This window comes from Nocardia sp. NPDC003269 (genome assembly GCF_042888005.1).
In the GTDB taxonomy this organism is placed as follows: Bacteria; Actinomycetota; Actinomycetes; order Mycobacteriales; family Mycobacteriaceae; genus Nocardia.
This window is the reverse complement of the sequence record NZ_JBIAPA010000001.1, coordinates 323,128-343,194: the sequence shown is the minus strand read 5'-3', so window position 1 is coordinate 343,194 and position 20,067 is coordinate 323,128. Positions and strand designations below refer to the sequence as shown.

10 protein-coding genes are annotated in these 20,067 nt (G+C 71.9%); 6 read left to right on the top strand and 4 right to left on the bottom strand.

The window, feature by feature from the left end:
• Nucleotides 1-44: 44 nt before the first annotated feature.
• The 3 genes from ACFYWJ_RS01515 to ACFYWJ_RS01505 form a co-directional block, all read right to left on the bottom strand.
• Complete coding sequence (locus ACFYWJ_RS01515) at nt 45-464, bottom strand: TIGR03667 family PPOX class F420-dependent oxidoreductase (protein ID WP_355271246.1); 420 nt, start codon at nt 462-464, stop codon at nt 45-47.
• An 86-nt stretch (nt 465-550) separates the two neighbouring features.
• On the bottom strand, nt 551-1,909 hold the full coding sequence (locus ACFYWJ_RS01510; protein ID WP_355271248.1) for a hypothetical protein: 1,359 nt from the start codon (nt 1,907-1,909) through the stop codon (nt 551-553).
• Between the two features lie 119 nt (nt 1,910-2,028).
• Nucleotides 2,029-2,736 (bottom strand): siderophore-interacting protein, encoded by a 708-nt coding sequence (locus tag ACFYWJ_RS01505; RefSeq protein WP_355271250.1) that lies wholly within the window; start codon nt 2,734-2,736, stop codon nt 2,029-2,031.
• 133 nt (nt 2,737-2,869) lie between these two features.
• On the opposite strand from ACFYWJ_RS01505, the gene ACFYWJ_RS01500 reads away from it, so the two are divergent.
• The gene (locus ACFYWJ_RS01500; protein WP_378829511.1) at nt 2,870-4,186 is read left to right on the top strand and encodes a SidA/IucD/PvdA family monooxygenase; all 1,317 of its coding nucleotides are present in this window, start codon (nt 2,870-2,872) and stop codon (nt 4,184-4,186) included.
• A 58-nt stretch (nt 4,187-4,244) separates the two neighbouring features.
• Here ACFYWJ_RS01500 and ACFYWJ_RS01495 read toward each other — a convergent pair whose 3' ends face one another.
• Nucleotides 4,245-4,910, bottom strand: coding sequence for a GNAT family N-acetyltransferase (locus ACFYWJ_RS01495; protein WP_355271252.1), 666 nt, complete (start codon nt 4,908-4,910; stop codon nt 4,245-4,247).
• A gap of 254 nt (nt 4,911-5,164) precedes the next feature.
• Between ACFYWJ_RS01495 and ACFYWJ_RS01490 the strand changes: the two genes are divergently transcribed.
• From ACFYWJ_RS01490 to ACFYWJ_RS01470, 5 genes are read left to right on the top strand one after another with little or no spacing between them, the layout of a single operon-like run.
• Complete coding sequence (locus ACFYWJ_RS01490) at nt 5,165-5,917, top strand: alpha/beta fold hydrolase (protein ID WP_355271253.1); 753 nt, start codon at nt 5,165-5,167, stop codon at nt 5,915-5,917.
• Complete coding sequence (locus ACFYWJ_RS01485) at nt 5,914-7,239, top strand: polyketide synthase (protein ID WP_355271255.1); 1,326 nt, start codon at nt 5,914-5,916, stop codon at nt 7,237-7,239. The genes ACFYWJ_RS01490 and ACFYWJ_RS01485 overlap by 4 nt, the downstream gene beginning before the upstream one ends.
• Nucleotides 7,232-10,381 (top strand): nocobactin polyketide synthase NbtC, encoded by a 3,150-nt coding sequence (gene nbtC, locus ACFYWJ_RS01480; protein WP_355271257.1) that lies wholly within the window; start codon nt 7,232-7,234, stop codon nt 10,379-10,381. Before ACFYWJ_RS01485 ends, nbtC begins: the two co-directional genes overlap by 8 nt.
• A 14-nt stretch (nt 10,382-10,395) precedes the next feature.
• Nucleotides 10,396-15,459 carry an amino acid adenylation domain-containing protein gene (locus ACFYWJ_RS01475; RefSeq protein WP_355271258.1) on the top strand — a complete coding sequence of 1,688 codons (5,064 nt, stop codon included), beginning with the start codon at nt 10,396-10,398 and terminating at the stop codon, nt 15,457-15,459.
• Between the two features lie 28 nt (nt 15,460-15,487).
• The gene (locus tag ACFYWJ_RS01470; protein WP_355271260.1) at nt 15,488-20,011 is read left to right on the top strand and encodes an amino acid adenylation domain-containing protein; all 4,524 of its coding nucleotides are present in this window, start codon (nt 15,488-15,490) and stop codon (nt 20,009-20,011) included.
• Nucleotides 20,012-20,067: the final 56 nt, after the last annotated feature.

Sequence of the window (20,067 nt, the reverse complement as noted above, 5' to 3'; positions counted from 1 at the left end):
GCCGAAAGGGCCGTCTCGCTCGACGAGACGGCCCTTTCGTGTGCTCAGAAGCCGCGCAGATGATCCGGGGTGATGTGGATCGGGACCGAGTAGGTGTCGAAGAACTCGGCCTCGGTCATCTTGATGTCCACGAAGCCCTGCGTGTACTTGCGGCTGTAGTCGGCGACCGTGGCGGCGGACACCGGCTCGCCGATCCGCGCCGCGCCGGCGAACACGACCACGTCGCCACCGGAGGCGGAGCTGTTGAAGTTCAGCGCGACCCGCGGATTGCGGGCGAGATGGTGCAGCCGTTTGGCTTTGGGCATGGTGTAGATCAGAAAGGTGCCGTCCTGCCACAGGAACCACACGGGGTTCGGCTGCGGGGTGCCGTCGGCGCCGATCGTGGTCAGCCAGAGGACGTGCTCGTCGGCCAGGCGCTGGGCGACCGTGGCGCCGAAGGGGGTGCTTTCGTCGAGAACGGACACGGCGTACTCCTCGCGGGTGTGGGTTGGCGTACTGCGTTCCGCTGTCCACCTTGGCCGAAATCGCCCGTGCCCGCCAGCACGCCTCGTCAGCGCGGCACCGGACCACCCGTGACCCCGGCATGATCCGCCGCGGCGGCGGCGACCTCGGCGGTCCGGCCGAGCAGGAACGGGGTCAGGATGTCGTTGGCGGTGCGCTGGGTGTCGGCGGCGGGGCGCGATCCGCCCGCGAACCTGGTCACCACGAAACGCACCGGGGCGGCGAGGAATCGGGGGACGTCGGTGAAGCCGAAGTGGTCGGCGTCGCCGAACTCGTAGCGGAAGCCGGGCGCGCGCAAGCGTTCCAGGACTCCGCGATTGCCGTCGAGGTAGCGCTGGGAGTGGCCGGTCACCTCGTGGTCGCTCTCCAGCAGCAGGGCGGGGCGGTCCAGGGCGCGCTCGGGCAGATCGCCGTAGAGGGTGCCGTCGAGGTTGGCCGCGGCGGTGAGCCGAGGGTCGGCGGCCAGGGCCGACAGGGCGGCGGCGCCACCGAGGGAATGCCCGATCGCGGTCGCGTTGCCGAGGTCGACGCGGTCCTCCAGCGGGCCGAGGACTTCGGGCCTGGCGAGCTGGTCGAGCACGAATCGCAGGTCGGCCGTGCGGGTTTCGAGGCACTCGGTCATGTAGCGGATGGCGTCGGGATCGTCCGCGGCGATGTTCTCGACGGTGGTGGCGACGGTGCCGTCGGCGAGCTCGGTCACCGCCGACTCGTAGGGGTGGTCGATCGCCAGGACGACGAACCCGCGACTGGCCAGATCGGCGACCAGCCCCGAGTAGAACGCGCGCGGCGCGCCGTAGCCGGGGGAGAACAGCACCACCGGCCAGCGTTCCCGCGCGGGCGACACCGGAACGTCGGCGGTTGCGTGCGTGTCGATGATGGTGTCCGACAGCAGAAATCCCGGAATCCCGGACACCCGCGACGGCAAGCTGTCCTGCCCGTCGAGGTACACCCACTGTCTGCCGGAGGTCAGCTCGGTCGGATACCACGCCTGGACAACGACATTGCGCCGGTCCTCTGCCGCGGTCACCGGCTCGGGTCGTCGCTCGTCGACCCAGCGGAAGATCTCCGACCCCACCGCGTACGGGCCGGTGGGTTCGGGGAGCTCGGGCGACGGCGGCACCGCCCACGGCAGCATCGACACCACCGCCAGCACACCGATTCCGGCGCGGAACCACGCCCGCCTTCGCGTTCCGGCGACATCGGTCACCACGAACGCGAACATCAGCGCGAGCAGCAGGTAGAGCGGCCACCAGTGCCAGTAGCCCTCGAGCACCCACAGCAGCAGCGCGCCGATGATCAGCACCGGCAGCGCGAACGGCGCCACCCGCCTGCCGATCCGTGGCGACGCGACCAGCGTGATCGCGAGCGCCACGGTGGCGAACAGCACAACGGCATCGATGACGGACACGGCGGCTCGATTCGCTCCGGACGGCTCGGGCGTTCCCGACTTGTCCGATCAGCTTGCCGCAGTGTCCGCTACGCCCGCATCAGCACCGAGACCGACCGGTGGTCGTCCTCGGGGATGACCTACTTCCAGTACGCCTGCGACTTGATCGCGGTCTTGGGCAGCGCGTGCTGGCCCTTGAGGGTCTTCACGATCGAGCGGGTGGTCTGCCCGCAGCAGGCCACCCAGGCGAAGGCGTCCGCGGCGCACTCGATCTCCAGCGCGGCCTCGCGCATCAGGCGGCCGTCGTCGACGCGCTGCAGCCAGGTGAGCTGGTGGTGCGGCTTGTTGCGCACCGGGATGGTCTGGTCGGACTCGTACTGCCACTCCAGCCAGACCCGCGCCGGGGTGTCGCCGATGGCGTCGAGCAGCGAGTTGATGGCGGGCAGCGAGGCGGTGTCACCGAAGACGACGTACTCGCTCGGGGTCTGCTCCGGCAGCTGGAAGTCCGAGCCGAGGACGGTGGCGTCGAGCGGGTCGCCCGGCTTGGCGCGCCGCGCCCAGTCGGCGGCGGGGCCGTTGTGCAGCGCGAAGTCGATGTAGGCGGTGTCGGTCTCCGGGTTTGGGTCGACGAGGGTGTAGCCGCGGTGGTGCAGCTTGTCGCTCTCGGCGTCCGGAATCCACAGGCGGATCCACTGGGTGGGGTGCACCGGGTGATCGGCGAGCAGGCCGCCGAGATCGACACCGATCCGGAGGAACTTGTCGGTGATCTGCTCGTTGGATGTCACCGTCAGCTTGTAGTCGGCGCCGCCCCAGGCCTTGGTGATCAGGCCGTTCAATCCCTTACCCATGCCGTTAGGTTAGCCTAAGGTCACTAATTTGTCTGCATAGGCGCACGAGGGTCACACTGGCCAGATAAGGTAAGCCTATGCAAATATGGGGACCGTGTCCGGGCAATCGCCCTGTGGACGATCCCGGCGCGCAATGCGTGAGAGAGTGGAGAACGAACCGGTGGAAACCCTCCTGGTAGTCGGCGCGGGGCCGAAAGCCCTTGCGGTGGCTGCGAAATCGCATGTCCTGCGCACCCTCGGCCTGCCCGCGCCGCGCGTGGTCGTCGTCGAATCGCACGCGGTCGGCGGCAACTGGCTGCCCACCGGCGGCTGGACCGACGGTCAGCATCGCCTCGGCACCAGCCCCGAGAAGGACATCGGCTTCCCGTACCACTCCACCTGGGCCCGCGGCCGCAACCGCGACATCGACCAGGCGATGGCCGCGTTCAGCTGGACCTCGTTCCTGATCGAGCACGGCACCTACGCCGAGTGGATCGACCGCGGCAGGCCGAGCCCGCAGCACCACGTGTGGGCCAAGTACCTGCAGTGGGTGGCCAAGTCCATCGACCTCGAGCTCGTGCTCGGCCGGGTCGAGCGGATCCGCAACGACGGCAACGGCATCGGCGACCAGTGGCAGGTCGACGTGGTCGACGCCGACGGCGCCCGCACCGAGCTCACCGCCGACGGCCTGATGATCACCGGCCCCGGCCGCAGCAGCCGCGCGCTGGCCGAACACCCGCGCGTGCTCAGCATCGCCGAGTTCTGGGACCTCGCGGGCAAGCGCAGCCTGCCCGCCGCCTCGCGGGCCGCGGTGATCGGCGGCGGCGAGACCGCTGGCTCGGCCCTGGACGAGCTGGTCCGGCACGAGATGCTCACCATTTCGGTGATCTCGCCGATGGCCACCCTCTACACCCGCGGCGAGAGCTTCTTCGAGAACTCGCTGTTCAGCGATCCGGTGAAGTGGAACGCGCTGAGCATCCAGGAACGCCGGGATGTCATCCGGCGCACCGACCGCGGGGTGTTCTCGGTGCGCGTGCAGGAAAGCCTGCTCGGCGACAACCGGGTGCACCACCTGCAGGGCCGGGTCACCAAGATCGCGCCGCAGGGCGAGGCGCTGGCGCTCACGCTGTCCAACGAGCTGCGCGCCGATCAGGTGCACAACTTCGATCTGGTGGTCGACGCCACCGGCGGCCAGCCGCTGTGGTTCCTCGACCTGTTCGATCAGCAGAGCACCGACCTGCTCGAGCTCGCCGTCGGCGGCCCGCTGACTCAGCAGCGGATCGAGTCCTCGATCGGCTACGACCTGGCCGTCACCGGCCTGGCGGGCAAGCTCTATCTGCCGAACATGGCCGCGATGGCCCAGGGCCCCGGTTTCCCCAATCTCAGCTGCCTCGGCGAGCTCTCGGACCGCGTGCTGCGCACCGAGCCCGCCCGGGCACGCGCGGGTGCGAACCACCTCGCCGCGCGCTGAGGCACCGAACGAACAACAGCCCCGCACCGGAAGGCTCGGGGCTGTTGCCGTCGGGTGCTCAGGCGCGCGGGATCGGGAGGTCGTCCGGGGTGCGCGGGGTCGCGTAGAGCGCGATGCGGCGGGTCGGGCGGACGTCGAACTCGCCGACGAGGTGCCAGCCGATCTTGTCGAAGCTGCGGCAGATGGCCCGGTTGCGGTGGTCCGGGTCGCCGAGCATCCGGCGGCACTCGGGATTGGCGGCGAAGACGGCCGCGGCCATGGTCGAGATCCAGGCGGACATGATGCCCTTGCCGATCACCCTGGTGTCGGCGGTGGCGATGTGGAAGCCGATGTCGCCGGGCGCGGCGTCGTAGAGCCTGCCGATCTCGTCCTTGGCCGCGCGGTACAGCTCGATGTAGGCGATGTCGCGGACGCCGAGTTCCGGCTCGCCGAGCACGGCGAAGTCGAGGCTGAGAATGCAGGGCCGCGAATAGGTTCCGGCCAGCTGGGTCCGGAAGTCGGCGCGGCGGCGCTCGGCGTCCCAGTCCTGTTCCCACGATTCGAGCAGGTGCGGGCGGGCCATCCACTCGGCGAGCAGTTCGGGGTCGGTGCCGTCCGGGTCGGCGACGCGCAGGGCGAAGGGTGCCGCGAAGATCGGCAGTGCCGGCGCCGGCGTGGCGGCCACCTCGGCGGGCAGATCGGTCTGCTCGCGGGGTAGCGCGTAGGGGGTCCCGGCGGGGGTCATCTCCTGGGTGCTCCGTTCAATCGTAACCTTGGTCACCTGGATTGGTAAGGCTAGCCTATACTAATGCCCGGGTGTTACTGTTGCCCGACCGATCGCCCGGTGGTTGCCGGGTGCGACCGAACAGGTCGGCCTCGGGCGCAACAGGATTCGCCCCGGTCCCGGACGACCGCGCCGGGCGGGCCCGTGCGTAGGCACGGCGTTGGACAGTGCGAAACGGCCGCGCAGCGTGTGCGCGACCGGTGAGGGAGAACGACATGGCAAGAGAACTCGGCTGGATCCGGCAATTCCAGGCCCCCAGGACCGACTCCCTACCGCCGCTGATCGTCTTCCCGCACGCGGGCGCCGGTGCCTCCGCCTACCGGGTGTTCGCCAAGCGTATGGCCCAGGACTTCGACACCGTGGTGATCCAGTACCCCGGCCGCCAGGATCGCGTGCGTGACGCCGCCGCCGAGACCCTGCCCGAACTCGCCGCCGGCGCCTTCGAGGCCTTCCGCGGCTCCGCCCACGACACCGGCGCCCCGCTGACCGTCTTCGGCCACAGCATGGGTTCCATCGTCGCGTTCGAGTTCGTCCGGCTGGCCGAGGCCGCCGGGTTGCCCGTGCGTTTGCTGGTGGCCTCCGCGGCGGCCGCACCGCACCGGATCGCCGAGCTCCCCGGGCATCCCACCGAGGACGAGGAATTGCTCGACCACATGGCCGCCCTCAACGGCACCGGCGCCGACGTGATGGCCAGCCGTGAGGTCATGCGGATGGCGCTGCCGGTGCTCAAGGCCGACTACCGCGCCTTCGACGCCTACTCCTGCGGCACCGACGTCCAGGTCGCCGCGCCCCTGCTGGTGCTCGGCGGCGACGACGATCCGTTCGTCGGCCCCCGTGATCTCTACGCGTGGCAGACCAGCACCAGCGCCGAGCTCGAGGTGAACCTGTTCGCCGGCGGCCACTTCTACATCGACGAGAACATCGACGGCATCGCCGAGGTACTCGCCGGTCAGGCGCTCGCCCGATGAGTGAGCCGAGCAACGACCCCATCGTCATCGTCGGCATGGGCGTCGAGGCGCCCGGCGGCGTGGACACCCTGCCCGCGTTCTGGTCGGCGCTGGCCGAGGGCCGCGAACTGATCGGCCCGTTCCCGCGTGACCGCGAGTGGCCGCTCGACGAGCTGCTCGCCCTCGGCAGGCTCGACGGCTGGGCCGCCGTGCGCGACGCGGGCGGCTTCCTCGACGGCGCCACCGAATTCGACGCCCAGTACTTCGGCATCACCCCGCGCGAGGCGGTCGCCATGGACCCGCAGCAGCGGGTGGCCATGCGGGTGGCCTGGCGGGCGCTCGAGCACGCCGGCATCAATCCCGGTGCGCTCGCCGGTGATTCGGCCGGGGTCTGGATGGGCGTCTCGGCGACCGAGTACGGGCCACGCGTGGCCGGGGTCAACGACTACAGCGGCTACCGGGCCACCGGTACCGCGCTCGGCGCCGTCGCCGGGCGCATCTCGCACGGGCTCGGCCTGGTCGGCCCGTCGATCAGCGTGGACACCGCCTGCGCCTCGTCGCTGACCGCCGTGCATCAGGCCGCCTCCGCCATTCGCGCGGGCGAGTGCGACTGGGCGCTGGCCGGTGGCGTCTGCGTGATGGGCTCGCCCGGCGCGTTCTACGAGTTCTCCAAGAACAACGCCCTGGCCACCGACGGCCACTGCCGCTCCTACGCGGCCGACCCGACCGGGACGCTGTGGGGCGAGGGTGCCGGCGTCGTCGTGCTGGAGCGGGAATCGCGGGCCAGGGCGCTCGGGCACCGGATCTACGGTCAGCTGCTCGGCTCGCGGGTCAACCACAACGGCGCGGGCGCGCCGATCGCGGTGCCCAGCGCGCAGGCGCAGCAGCGGCTCATCGAGGCCACCGTCGCCGCCGCCGGGATCAGCGCGCACGACATCGGCCTGATCGAGGGGCACGGCACCGGTACCGCCGTCGGCGATCCGCTCGAATTGACCGCGCTGGCCGCCACGTACGGCGATCCCGAGCGCGGCGCCGACGGACCGCTGCTCGGCTCGGTGAAGTCCAACGCGGGGCACGCCCAGGCCGCCTCGGGCATGCTCGGCCTGATCAAGGTGCTGCTGTGCGGCGCGCACGGCGCGATCGCGCCGAGCCTGTGGGCCGACGCCCCGACCACCGACCTGGACTGGGACACGACCAGTCTGCGGCTCGCCGCCGAACTCACCGACTGGGCGCCGCGCGCGGACGGCATGCGCTACGGCGCGGTGTCCTCGTTCGGCGTCGCGGGAACCAACGCGCACGCCATCGTCGGCCTGCCGGTGCTGGAGGAGACCAACCATGGCTGAGTACCGTCTGCCCGACGGCACCGTTCCCGTCCTGCTGTCCTCCGACAGCGTCGACGGCCTGCGCGCCGAGGCCGCCGGCCTGCGCGCCTATGTCGCGGCGCATGCCGAGGTGACCCCGGAACGCCTGGCGGACATGCTGTTCCGCACCCGGGTGGCCCGTCGTCGCCGCGCCCTGGTGCTGGCGCCGCCGTCGACCACCGGCGACGCGCGGACCGACCTGCTGGCCGCGCTCGACGCGATCGCCACCGACACCGACCATCCCTCCGTGGTCCGGGCCGACGTTCCCGCCGGGCCCCGCCGCGTCGGCTTCGTCTTCCCCGGTCAGGGCAGCCAGCGTCCCGGCATGGGCGCGGTGTTCTACGAGCTCTCGCCGGCCTACCGCGCCGTCGTCGACGAGTGCGCCGCCATCCACGCCGAACGTTTCGGCCACTCCAAGCCGCTGCACTACCTGCTCGGCAACGAGGGGCAGTACGAGGACACGGTGTGGGAAGTGCAGCCCGCGTTGATGTTCCACATGACCGGCCTGGCTGCCGCGTGGCGGGCCGCCGGTGTGGAACCGCACGCGACCATCGGCCACAGCCAGGGCGAGCTCGCCGCGGGCGCGGTGTCCGGGGTGATGACGCTGCGCGACTCGGTGCTCGCGGTGACCCATCGCGCCCTGCTCGCGGACCGGCTGTCCCCGCGCGGCTATTCGATGGCGGTCTTCGGCATGGACCGCGAGAGCGTGGAAGCGCTGATGGCGCGCAACTCCGGCTGGGCCGAGCTGGCGGTCGTCAACTCGCCGCACATCATCGCCATCTCCGGTGAACGCGGGGCCGTGGTCGAGCTGGTGGCAGCGGCCACCGCGCGCGGTCAGTTCGCCAGGGAGATCCGGGTAGCCTTCCCGGCGCACACCTCCATCGTCGCCGAGGTGCGGGCCGAATTCGAGGGCTTCCTCGGCGGCGAGATGAGCGCGACGAACTTCACCGCGTCCGAGATCCCCTGCTACGGCGCGACCCTGGGCGAAGTGATCACCCCGGACCTCAAGCAGGAGGAGTACTGGTACTGGAACCTGCGTAACCGCGTCCGGTTCGACCGCGCCGTGGTCGGCGCGGGCAGCGACGGCGTCGACCTGATGATCGAGGTCGCCGAGCACCCGGTGCTGCAACTGGCGCTGCAGGAGAACCTGAGCCTGGTCCCGAACCGGCCCGGCCTGCCCCCGCGTGACTTCCGCGTGCTCGGCACCTCGCTGCGCTCGGCCGACGGGCTCTCGGAATTCACCCGCAACCTGGCCCAGGTCGCCGTCCTCGACGCCGACTACCGCTGGGACGCACTGCGTGTCGACGACACCGTCACCCTGCCGCTGCGCGATTTCCCGCACACCGTCACCGCGCCCAAGCGGCTGTGGGCGCCGCTCGGCGTCAACGAGACCCCGGCCGAGCTGGTCGTCAGCACGCCGAAACCGCAACGGCTGGTGGAACAGTGGAGCCCGCTGCAGCGCCGCTCGCTCACCGCGCCGCGCAACCTGCTGCTGGTCGACCACACCGGCGAATGCGCCGACCTCGCCACCGCGCTGCTCGCGGCCGCCGACCGGCACGGCGCCGGTGCGCGCGTCCTCGGACCGGCCGACCTGGCTTCCGGCGCAACGGCTTTCACCCTGGGTGACGGCTCGGCCGCGGATACCGTGGTCGTCCTGCTGCCCGAGACCGCCGCCGACGACACCGCCGCCGCCATCGACGCGCTGACCGGCTTCTACGCCGACCGCGCCTGGGCCACCGCGCTGTCCGCGCTGCGTCCCGGCGGTGAGTGCTGGCTGCTGACCGTCGGCGGCGAGTCCGTACACGACGGCGATCCGATTCCCGCGCTGTTCCAGTCGGGCGTCACCGCGGGCTTCCGTAGTGTCGGCATCGAGCACCCCGGCATCCTGTTCCGGCATCTCGACCTCGCCGCGTCCGAACCCGCGGCCGCGCAGGCCGCCAAGATCGTCGCCGCCGTGCACTCCACGGGGGAGGCCGAGCTGGCGCTGCGCGCGGGCAAGGTGTTCGTGAAGCGGCTGGTGCTCGACACCGCCGCCGACACCGGCGCGCTCGGTACCGATCTCGACCATGTGGTGATCGTCGGCGGTACCGGTCAGCTCGGGCTGCGGTTCACCGATCACCTGGCGCGCACCGGCGCCGGTCGCGTCACCCTGCTCAGCCGCAGCGGTGAGACCGAGGCGCTGGCGGGCGAACTGGCGCGGCTGCGCGGTCTGGGCGGCACCGAGATCGTGGTGCGGGCCTGCGACGTCAGCGACCCGGCGGCCGCGGCCGCCTTCGGCGCCGAGATCGCCGATCGCCCGGTCGACCTGGTGATCCACGCCGCCGTCAACTACGTCGACGCCGAACTCGACAAGATCACCGCCGAGGATGTGCGCACCGCCGCGGGCGCCAAGCTGCGCGGCCTGGACAACCTCGTCGACGCCGCGCCGCTGGCGGACGGCGCGCGCGTGCTGCTGTGCTCGTCCATGGCCGCGACCCTGGGCGGCCGCGGACAGATCCTGTACGCGGTGACCAACCGCATGCTCGACGTGGCCGCCCGCAGGCTGCGGGCCCGCGGCATCGACGCGGCCAGCCTCCAGTGGGGCCTGTGGAGCGTGGCCGGTCCGCTGGACGACGCGGGCTTCGCGCGCGTCGAAGAGGCCGGCGTGTTCCCGATGGTGCCCGCCGACGCGATCGAGGCCGGGCTCGCGCTGCCCGCCCGCGACGGCATGATCATCGCCGCCGACTGGGACTTCCTGCGCGAGGTGCTCGGCGCGTTCGGGCTGACCTCGGTGCTCACCGGCCTCGAATCGACGGTGCCCGCGCCGCCGGTCGACCCGGCACCGGTCGCGGTCGAGCCCGTCGTCGTGGCGCAGGCCGCGCCGGCCGGCGCACCGGCCGACGGGGTCGCGCTGGACCAGCGCATGCGCACCGAACTGCTCAAAGTAATCGGCGGTGACAGCGCCGACGCCATCGACGCCACCATGCCGCTGGTCGCCCTCGGCCTGGACTCGTTGCAGGCCTTGGACTTCCGCAAGCGGGTCAAGGCGGAGCTGGATCGCGATCTGCCGGTCGCGGCGATTCTCGGCGGCGCGTCGCTCGACGACGTCGTGCTGCTGATGGCACAGAACACCAACCAGGGCTGAGGGGCCGAACGAACATGTCTGACACCGAAGCCACCCTGTCCGTCGCGGAGCGCCGCAAGCTGCTGCTCCAGCAGAAGCTGCGCGCGAGCGGCATGGCCGCCGCCACCCCCGAACCCGTCGCCGTGCCGCGCATCGCGGCGGGGGAGCGCCGTCCGCTCACCCCCGGCCAGCGCCGGATGTGGTTCCTGCAGACCCGCGACGCCGACGACACCGCGCTGTCCATCTGTGTCGCCTACCGGCTCACCGGCCCGCTCGACGGCGAGCGCCTGCACGCCGCGTTCGACACCGTGGTGGCCCGCCACGACATCCTGCGCACCACCTACGGCGCGGACGCCGAGGGCGAGCCGTTCCAGGTGTTCACCGACGACGCCCGCGCGCCGTGGCAGACCCACGACCTGACCGACCTCGCCGAATCCGGCCGTGACCTGCGGGTGGAGGTGCTGGCCCGGCGCGAGTTCGGCCGCCCCTTCGCCCTCGGCACCGAACTTCCGGTGCGCGCCACCCTGATCCGGACCGGCGCCGACGAGCACGTCGTGCTGTTCGCCATCCACCACATCTGCTGGGACGACGACTCCTGGTCGGTGTTCTTCGCCGAGCTCAACGCCGCCTACCGCGCCGGGTCCGGCGCGGGCGCTACGGTCCAGTTCGCCGCGATCGCCTCCACCGCCGAGGCGGCCGAGGCCGATGTCGACTACTGGCGCGCGGCCCTGCGCCCGCTGCCCGAACCGCTGGAACTACCCGGCTCGCCCGCCGCGGCCCCCGGCAGGCAGGCCCAGTGCCGCACCCACCGCCTGTCGGCCGACCTGGTCACCCGCACCGAGCAGTTCGCGCGCGAGCACGCCGCGACCCCGTTCATGGTGCTGCTGGCCGGTTTCGACGCCCTGGTGCACCGCTACACCGCCGCCGACGACTTCCTCGTCTCCATCCCGGTCACCGATCGCCCGGCGGGCACCGAGCAGCTCATCGGCTACTTCGGCAACACCCTGCTGCTGCGCGCCACCTTCGGCGACCGGGACGACTTCGCCCAGCTCGTCGCCGCCGTGCGCGACACCTGCGCGGGCGGGTTCGCCCGGCGCGGCGTCGGCATCGATCGCGTGGTGCGCGAGGCGAATCCGGACCGCGTGGCCGGCCGGGACGGCATGGACCAGCTGGTCCGCCTCGGCTTCAGCGTGCGCAAGAGCGCCGACGGCTTCGCCATCGACGGCGTCACCTCCACCCAGCTCGAACTGGGCGCGGTGAGCGCGCAGGTGCCGCTGTCGCTGGCGATCGTGCTCGAAGACGACGGCACCGCCGTGGTCGAGGCCGAGTACCAGACCGACGTGCTCGCCGAAGCCCTCGTCGACCAGCTGCTCGCCCACTTCGGCAGGCTCCTCGACGCCGCCCTGCGCGACCCGCGGCGCAGGCTCGCCGACCTGGACATGCTCGGCGCCGACGACCGCGCCGCGCTGCTGGAGCGCTCGCACGGCGTACTCGTCGACCAGCCGGCGACCACCCTCGTCGCGCTGTTCGAGGCCGCCGCCGCCGCGACCCCCGACGCGCCCGCGCTCGCCTCCGACGACATCGAGCTCACCTACGCCGCGCTGCACGCGCGCGCGAACCGGCTGGCGCACTGGCTGATCGGGCAGGGCATCGGCACCGAGGACATCGTCGGGCTGCGCCTGGGCACTTCGGTGGAGTTCATCGTCGCCGTGCTCGCCGTGCTGAAGGCGGGCGGCGCGTACCTGCCGATCGACCCGGCCTACCCCGACGACCGGATCGAGTACCTGGTCGAGGACGCGCGTCCCCGGCTGCTGCTCGGCGCGGTGGAGCTGGCGGCCGCGGAAACGACGGCGGCCGCGCTGCCCGCGACCGCGCCGACCGACGCGGACCGGCTGCGCCCGCTGCTGCCCGCCAACCTCGCCTACGTCATCTACACCTCCGGCTCGACCGGCAAGCCCAAGGGCGTCCCGGTGCCGCACGCCGCGATCGCCGAGCACATCGTGTGCTTCACCGCCGACTGGAGCATGTCCGCCGAGGACCGGCTGATGCAGTCGTCCTCGGTGAGCTTCGACGCCTCGCTGGTCGATATCGCCATCACCCTCACGGTCGGCGCGCAGCTGATCGTGCCCAAGCCCAATGCCTTCCGTGACATCCGCTATGTCGCCGACCTGATCACCCAGCGCCAGGTCACCGTGCTGCACATGGTGCCCTCCATGCTGAGCACCTTCCTGCTGCTGCCCGAGGTGAGCGAGTGGCAGTCGCTGCGGCAGGTCCCGGTCGGCGGTGAGGCGCTGCCCGGCGAGGTCGCCGACCGCTTCGCCAACACCCTCGACGCCGAACTGCGCAACCACTACGGCCCGACCGAGGCCGTGGTCTGCTCGACCCACATGCCGGTCGCGGGCCCGCAGGGCACCGGCGTGGTGCCGATCGGCATCCCCAACCGCAACGTCTACACCTATGTCCTCGACGAGGCCCTGCACCTGGTGCCCGACGGCGTGGTCGGCGAGCTCTACCTCGGCGGCGACCAGCTGGCCCGCGGCTACCTGGACCGTCCCGCGCTGAGCGCGCAGCGCTTCGTCGCCGACCCGTTCACCCCGGGCGCGCGGCTCTACCGCTCCGGTGACCTGGTGCGCCGCAACAGCTTCGGTGAGCTGGAATTCGTCGGCCGCGCCGACGAGCAGGTGAAGGTGCGTGGTTTCCGGATCGAACTCGGCGAGGTCGAGGCCGCGATCGCCGCGCATCCCGCCGTCGCGCACTGCGTCGTCGTCGTCACCGAGGACCCCGCCGTCGGCGCCATGCTGGCCGCCTACGTGGTACCCGCCGACGCGTCGATCGACCTCGAGCAGGTGCACGCCTTCGCCTCCACCGGGCTGCCGGAATACATGGTGCCCAGCGCCTTCGCGGTCATCCCGGAGATCCCGCTGACCGTCAACGGCAAGCTCGACAAGCGCGCGCTGCCCGCCGCGACCCCCGCCGTCGTGCGCGCCCACCGCGCGCCGGCCACCGCGACCGAGCGCAAGATGTGCGCCCTGTTCGGCACGCTGTTCGGGCTCGACGAGGTCAGCGCGGAGGACTCGTTCTTCGAGCTGGGCGGGCATTCGCTGCTCGCCGCGCGGCTGGTCGCCCAGGTGCGCGCGGAGTTCGGCGTCGAGCTCGACGTCCGCGTCGTCTTCGACAGCCCGACCCCGGCCGCGCTGGCCGCGAACCTGGTGGCCCGCTTCCTGGCCGAGTTCGACCTCGACCTCGACGCCGTCGACTCCGACGACGAGATCGTCGAGGAGCAGGTGGTGGTCGTCGATACCGCTGCCCCGCAGGCGAATCCTGGTCGTCCGGCGATCGGTGGCAGGCCGCGCGGCGAGCGCGTCCCGCTGTCGTACTCGCAGCTGGCCATGTGGTTCCAGTACCGGATGGAGGGTGCCGGCTCGGTCGGCAACCTGCCGCTGGCCCTGCGGTTCGACGGCGCGCTCGACATCGCGGCGCTGCGCTCGGCGCTCGACGACGTCGTCGCCCGGCACGAGTCGCTGCGCACCACCTTCCCCGAACACGACGGCATCCCGTACCAGGTGGTGCACCCCGCCACCGCCGTGCCGCTGCCGATCCGCGAGATCGCGCCCGCCGATCTCACCGCGGAACTCGCGGCCATCGCCGGATACGCGTTCACGCTCGACGGTGAGCCGCTGCTCCGCGCCGAACTGCTCGTCCTCGACGCCGACACCCATGTGCTCTCGCTGCTGGTGCACCACATCGTCGCCGACCACGCGTCCTTCGGCGTGCTGCTCGACGACCTGACCGTCGCCTACCGGGCCCGTGGTGAGCAGGGCGGCGCCCCGGGCTGGAGCCCGCTGCCGATCCAGTTCGCCGACTACGCCCTGTGGCAGCGCGAGCTGTTCGACCAGGCCGCGCCGAGCGAGTTCGCGCTGGCCCAGATCGACTACTGGAAGACGAAGCTGGCCGACGTCCCCGAGGAGATCTCGGTCGCGCACGACCGGCAGCGTCCGCCGGTGCTCGGCAAGCGCGGTGAGGTGGTCACCTTCTCGCTGCCCGCGAGCGTGCGCTCCGGGCTGGAGACGCTGGCGCTGCGCAGTGGCGCCACCGAGTTCATGGTGTGCGAGGCGGCCGTCGCCACGCTCCTGCACGCGCTCGGCGGCGGCACCGACATCTCGCTCGGCACCCCCGTCGCGGCCCGCACCGACCCGGCGACCACCGCCCTGATCGGCCTGTTCGCCAACATGGTGGTGCTGCGCAACGACCTGTCGGGCGCGCTCACCCTGCGTGACACCGTGCGCGCGGCCCGCGATGTCGTCCTCGACGCCAACGCGCACCAGGAGCTGCCGATCGAGCGGCTCGTGGAGGCGATCAACCCGCGCCGCTCGCGCTCGCGGAACCCGTTGTTCCAGAGCATGATCCACTTCCGTGGCGCGGACTGGGCACCGGCCACGCTGCCGTTCGCGTCCTCGGGCGCTTCGACGGTGACCGTGCTACCCGCCGACTTCGACGTCTCGTTCCTCGACCTGAACCTGAGCCTGAACGTGACCGCCGACGGTGGCATGGACGTGCGCGTCGTCGTCAACGCCGACCTCTACGACCCGGCCACCGCCGCCCTGATCGCGGACGCGCTGGCCGCCACCCTGCGCGCCTTCGCCGAGACGCCGGACCTGCCGGTCGCCGAGCTGCGGGTGCTGCCGCGGGCCGACCTGGACCGGCTGCTCGCCGCACCGGCCCCGATCGCCGCGGCCACCACCGCGGGTGCGGGCGCGGCCGACTCCGAGACCGAGCGTCAGCTCATCGCGCTGATCGAGGAACTGCTCGAGATCGACGACGTCACCGGTGAGGACGGCTTCTTCGCCCTCGGCGGCGACAGCGTCATCTCGATCCAGTGGTCGGCCCGCGCCGCCGCCCTCGGCCTGCCGCTGACCCCGCAGATGGTGTTCGAGTACTTCACGATCACCGAACTGGCCGCCGCGGTCGACGCGGCCGCCGCCGCGGAGCAGCCGAATGCCGAGGAACCCGAACAGGTCTCGCACGCGCCGATGAGCGCCTCGGGTCTGGAAGCCGACGCGCTGTCGGCGCTGACGGCGGCCTGGCAGGCGCAGGGCTAGTGAACACGCAGGTACGGAAGGACATCGCATGAGTGCCCCGCAGATCGAGGACGTGCTGGCGCTGAGCCCGCTGCAGGAGGGGCTCTTCTCGCTGTCGCGTCTGGCGGGCACCGAGATCGACCTGTACACGATGCAATTCGTGGTCGACATCGATGGCCCGCTCGATCCCGACCTGCTGCGCCGCAGCGCGCAGGCGATGCTCGACCGGCATCCGAACCTGCGCGCCGCGTTCTGGGACACCGATGTGCCCAAGCCGGTGCAGATCATCCCGTCGCGCGCCGAGCTGCCCTGGGCCGAGCGCGACGCGCGGACAGCGGATTTCGACGCGATCGCCGAATCCGAGCGCCGGGTGCCGTTCGCGCTGAGTCGCGGTCCGGCCCTGCGGGTGCTGCTGCTGAACGTCACCGACGCGCCCGAGCCGCGTAAGCGGATGATCCTCACCGCGCACCACATCCTGATGGACGGCTGGGCGGTGGCGGTGTTCTTCACCGAACTGCTCGCCGTCTACCAGGCGGGTGGCAGCCTCGCCGGGCTACCCGCCCCGCGCCCGTATCGCGACTACATCGGCTGGCTCGGCGCCCAGGACCACGACGCCGCCGCCCGCCGATGGGCCGAGTACCTGGGGCAGGTCAGCGCGCCGCTGGTCCTGGCCGACGGCACCGGCGAGCGCGGCTCCGCCGTGCCCCAGACCACGCGACTTCGCCTGTCCGCCACCGAGACAGCGCGGTTGCAGCAGTGGGCGCGCGCCAACGGCATGACGCTCAACACCGCCGTGCAGTTCGCCTGGACGCTGCTGCTCGGCCGGATCACCGATCGGCGCGACGTCGTCTACGGCACCACCATCTCCGGCCGCCCCGAGAAGCTCGCGGGCGTGGAGGGCATGGTCGGGCTGTTCATCAACACCGTCCCGGTCGTGCACCGGCTCGACCCGGCCGAGCCGGTCGTCGTGCAGTGCGCACGCCTGCAACGGGATTCGGCCGCCATGCGCGACATCGGCTACCTCAGCCTGTCGGCATTGCAGCGCGCGGCCGGGCACGGCTCGCTGTTCGACACCCTGTTCGTCTTCGAGAACGCCCCCATCGACGACGCCATCCAGACCGTCACCGCTCCCGACGGCGCGCGGTTCCGGCCGATCGAGATGGAGAGCCTGGCCCACTATCCGCTCACCGTCGTCTCGCACCTGAGCGAGGGCGATCTGCTCGTCCTCGTCGAGGCGATCCCGGCCCTGCTCGGCCACCTCGATCCCGCCGATCTCGGCGCCCGTCTGGTCGCGGTGCTACGCGCGCTGCCCGAGCTCGACGCCACGGCCACGCTCGACGCGATCGACCTGCTCACCGCCGATGAACACGCCGAACTGCGCGCGGCGGCGATCGATCTCGTGCCAGCGCCGACTTCGACGCCGTGGGAGCTGTTCGAGCGCCAGGCCGCCGAGACGCCCGACGCGACCGCGCTGACCACCACCGCCGGTGCGGTCTTCACCTACCGCGAGCTGCGCGATCAGGCCTGCCGGCTGGCGGGGGAGTTCGCCGCCAACGGCGTCGGGGCGGAAACCGTTGTCGCGCTGATGCTCCCGCGCGGCACCGCGTCCATTGTCGCGATCCTGGCGACCTTCGCCGCCGGCGCCGCATACGTGCCGGTCGACATCACCCTGCCCGCGAGTCGCATCGCATCGATTCTGCGCCAGTCGAACCCGGCGCTGGCCGTCGTCCTCGGCGAGGACCGTGCGCTGCTCGATCGGCAATCGATGGCGGTCCTGCTGCTCGACGACCCCGCCGTCGTCGACCGCGTCGCCGCGCGCCCCGCGCAGGCCCCCACCGTGCGCCGCGAGCTCGAGCACAGCGCCTACATCATCTTCACCTCCGGCTCGACCGGCGAGCCCAAGGGCGTCGTCGGTACCAATGCCGCCCTGGCCGGGTACTTCGCCGACCACCTGGAACGCTTCTACCGGCCCGCGATGGCGAAGCTCGGCCGCCCGCTGCGGGTCGCGCACGCCTGGTCGCTCGGGTTCGACGCGTCCTGGCAGCCGATGGTCGGCTTCTTCGCCGGTCAGGCCCTGCACCTGTTCGACGCCGAGGAGATGCGCGACGCGCACCGGATCGTCGCAGGCATGGCCGAATTCGGCATCGACATGATCGATACGACGCCGTCCATGCTGGCGCAGCTGGCGGCGGCGGGCCTGCTCGACCGGGAACTGCCGGTGCTCGCCCTCGGCGGCGAGGCCATCGACACCGCCCTCTGGGCCCGCCTGCGCGCCCTGCCCGGCACCGCCGTCTACAACTGCTACGGCCCCACCGAGACCACCGTCGAGGCGGTCGTCGCCCCGGTCGCCACCTCGGAGATCCCGACCATCGGCACCGCCAACGGCGGCATGGCCGGCTACGTCCTGGACTCTCGGCTGCGCCCGGTGCCGCCCGGCATCGTCGGCGAGCTCTACCTGTCCGGTGCGCAGCTGGCCCGCGGCTACCTCGGCAAGCCCGCCATCACCGCCGACCGCTTCTGCGCCGACCCGCATCGCCCCGGTCAGCGCATGTACCGCACCGGCGACCTCGTGCGCAGGCTGCCCGGCGGCCGCTTCGGCTACCTGGGCCGCGCCGACGCGCAGGTCAAGGTGCGCGGCTACCGCATCGAGGTCGGCGAGATCGAGACCGCGCTGCGCCGCTCGGCCGATATCGACACCGCCGCGGTCACCGTGGTGCGCCGCGCCGGTGGCGCGTCGCTGGTCGGTTTCGTGGTCGGCAAGGCGGGGCGCGCGGTGGTCGTGAGCCGGGTGCGTGCCGATCTGGCGCAGCGCCTGCCCGCGTACATGATTCCCGCGCGGATCGTCGTCCTCGACCAGCTGCCGGTGAACGTCAACGGCAAGCTCGACGGTCACGCCCTGCACGAACTTGCCGAACAGACCCTCTCGGCGGTCGACGGCAGCGCCGCCGCCGAGACCCCCACCGAGATCGCGCTCAGCGAGGTCTTCGCCGAACTGTTCGACGGCCGCGCGCCCGGCGTCGATGCCGACTTCTACGAGCTCGGCGTCGACAGCATCGTCGCGATCTCGCTGGTCAACAAGGCCAGGCGGCGCGGCATCGCGCTCAACCCGCGCATGGTGCTGGCCTGCCCGACGATCCGCGAACTCGCCGCCGCGGCCGACGACGGCCCGGCCGTCGCCGCCCAGTCCGGTGCCGACGCCTACGGCGTGGTGCCGCCGCTGCCGGTGGTGTCGTGGATGTACGAGTACGGCAACTACCGCCGCTTCACCCAGACCGCCCTGCTCCGCCTGCCCGCGGGCATCGATCGCGCCGGACTGGACGCCACGCTGCAAGCCCTGCTCGACGCACACGACACCCTGCGCGCTGTGCTCACCGACACCCCCGACGGACCGCGCCTGGTCACCAGGGCGCCCGGCGCGGTGCGGGCCGCCGATGTCGTCATCGAGGCGCCGCGAGGCCTCGCCGGTGCCGAACTCGACTCGGCCATCACCGAATTCGCGCGCACCGCCAACGACGCGATCGACCCGCGCGCCGGCGAACTGGTGCGCGCGGTGTGGTTCCCCGCCGACGCCGAAGGTGTCCTGCTGCTGGCGATCCATCACCTCGCCGTCGATGTCGTGTCCTGGCACATCATGATCGACGGTCTGGCCGCCGCCTGGCAGCAGGTCCAGGCCGGCGTGACACCGAAGATGCTGCCCGAGTTCACCTCCTACCGGCAGTGGTCCGAAACCCTGTGGCAGCGCGCCACCGAACCGGAAGTGCTGGCCCAGCGCGACTATTGGGCCGCCCAGGTGAGCGCGCCCGACGCCGCGCTCGGCGCTCGGCTGCCCGCCCCGGCCACCGACACCTGGTCCACCCTGCGCGTCAGCACGGTCGCGACACCGGTCCCCCTGACCGAACGCCTGCTGGCCCATGTCGGCAAGGACGAGGGTGTGCGCGAACTGCTGCTCACCGCCCTCACCATGACCATGGCCTCGGTCCACGCCGACAACGGAAACGACCCAGCCGCAGGCGCGTTGATCGCGCTGGAGGGCCACGGCCGTGCCGACGCCGAGCTCGGCACCGACACCGCCAACACCCTCGGCTGGTTCACCAGCGTCTTCCCCGTCCGCCTCGGCGTCGGCGACGACGCGGTGGATGTCGCTCGCGCGCAAGCGGATCCGGCCGCCGCCCGCACCCTGCTGGACGGCGTCACGACCCACCTGCGCGAAATCCCCAACCAGGGCCTCGATTACGGCCTGCTCCGCTACGTCGACCGGGTCCCCGAGCTCCACGCGGCGGCCGAACCCCAGGTCGAGTTCAACTACCTGGGCCGCATCGACCTGTCCGGCACCGAGGGCAATCCCTGGTCCCTGCTGGTCGGCGCGCACGACACGGCCCTGCCGCTCGACCCCGAGCCCGATCTGCCGCTGCGCTACGCGGTCGACGTCATCGCCGGCATCGGCACCACCCCCGACGGCCCGGCCCTGACCACCAACTTCCGCTGGAGCACGGCCCTGTTCTCCGAAGCCGAGGCAGCTCGCTTCGCCGCACACTGGACTGCCGCGCTGGCCGCCCTGGCCGACGCCCTCTGATCGAGACACCGACGACAGCGGGCAGCCCACGCTGCCCGCTTTCGTCGTTTCCGGTG

Coding starts and splice junctions, on each gene's coding strand:
- ACFYWJ_RS01475 (WP_355271258.1), top strand. CDS start 10,396: ATGTCTGACACCGAAGCCACCCTGTCCGTCGCGGAGCGCCGCAAGCTG.
- ACFYWJ_RS01485 (WP_355271255.1), top strand. CDS start 5,914: ATGAGTGAGCCGAGCAACGACCCCATCGTCATCGTCGGCATGGGCGTC.
- ACFYWJ_RS01470 (WP_355271260.1), top strand. CDS start 15,488: ATGAGTGCCCCGCAGATCGAGGACGTGCTGGCGCTGAGCCCGCTGCAG.
- nbtC (WP_355271257.1), top strand. CDS start 7,232: ATGGCTGAGTACCGTCTGCCCGACGGCACCGTTCCCGTCCTGCTGTCC.
- ACFYWJ_RS01505 (WP_355271250.1), bottom strand. CDS start 2,736: ATGGGTAAGGGATTGAACGGCCTGATCACCAAGGCCTGGGGCGGCGCC.
- ACFYWJ_RS01490 (WP_355271253.1), top strand. CDS start 5,165: ATGGCAAGAGAACTCGGCTGGATCCGGCAATTCCAGGCCCCCAGGACC.
- ACFYWJ_RS01500 (WP_378829511.1), top strand. CDS start 2,870: ATGCGTGAGAGAGTGGAGAACGAACCGGTGGAAACCCTCCTGGTAGTC.
- ACFYWJ_RS01495 (WP_355271252.1), bottom strand. CDS start 4,910: ATGACCCCCGCCGGGACCCCCTACGCGCTACCCCGCGAGCAGACCGAT.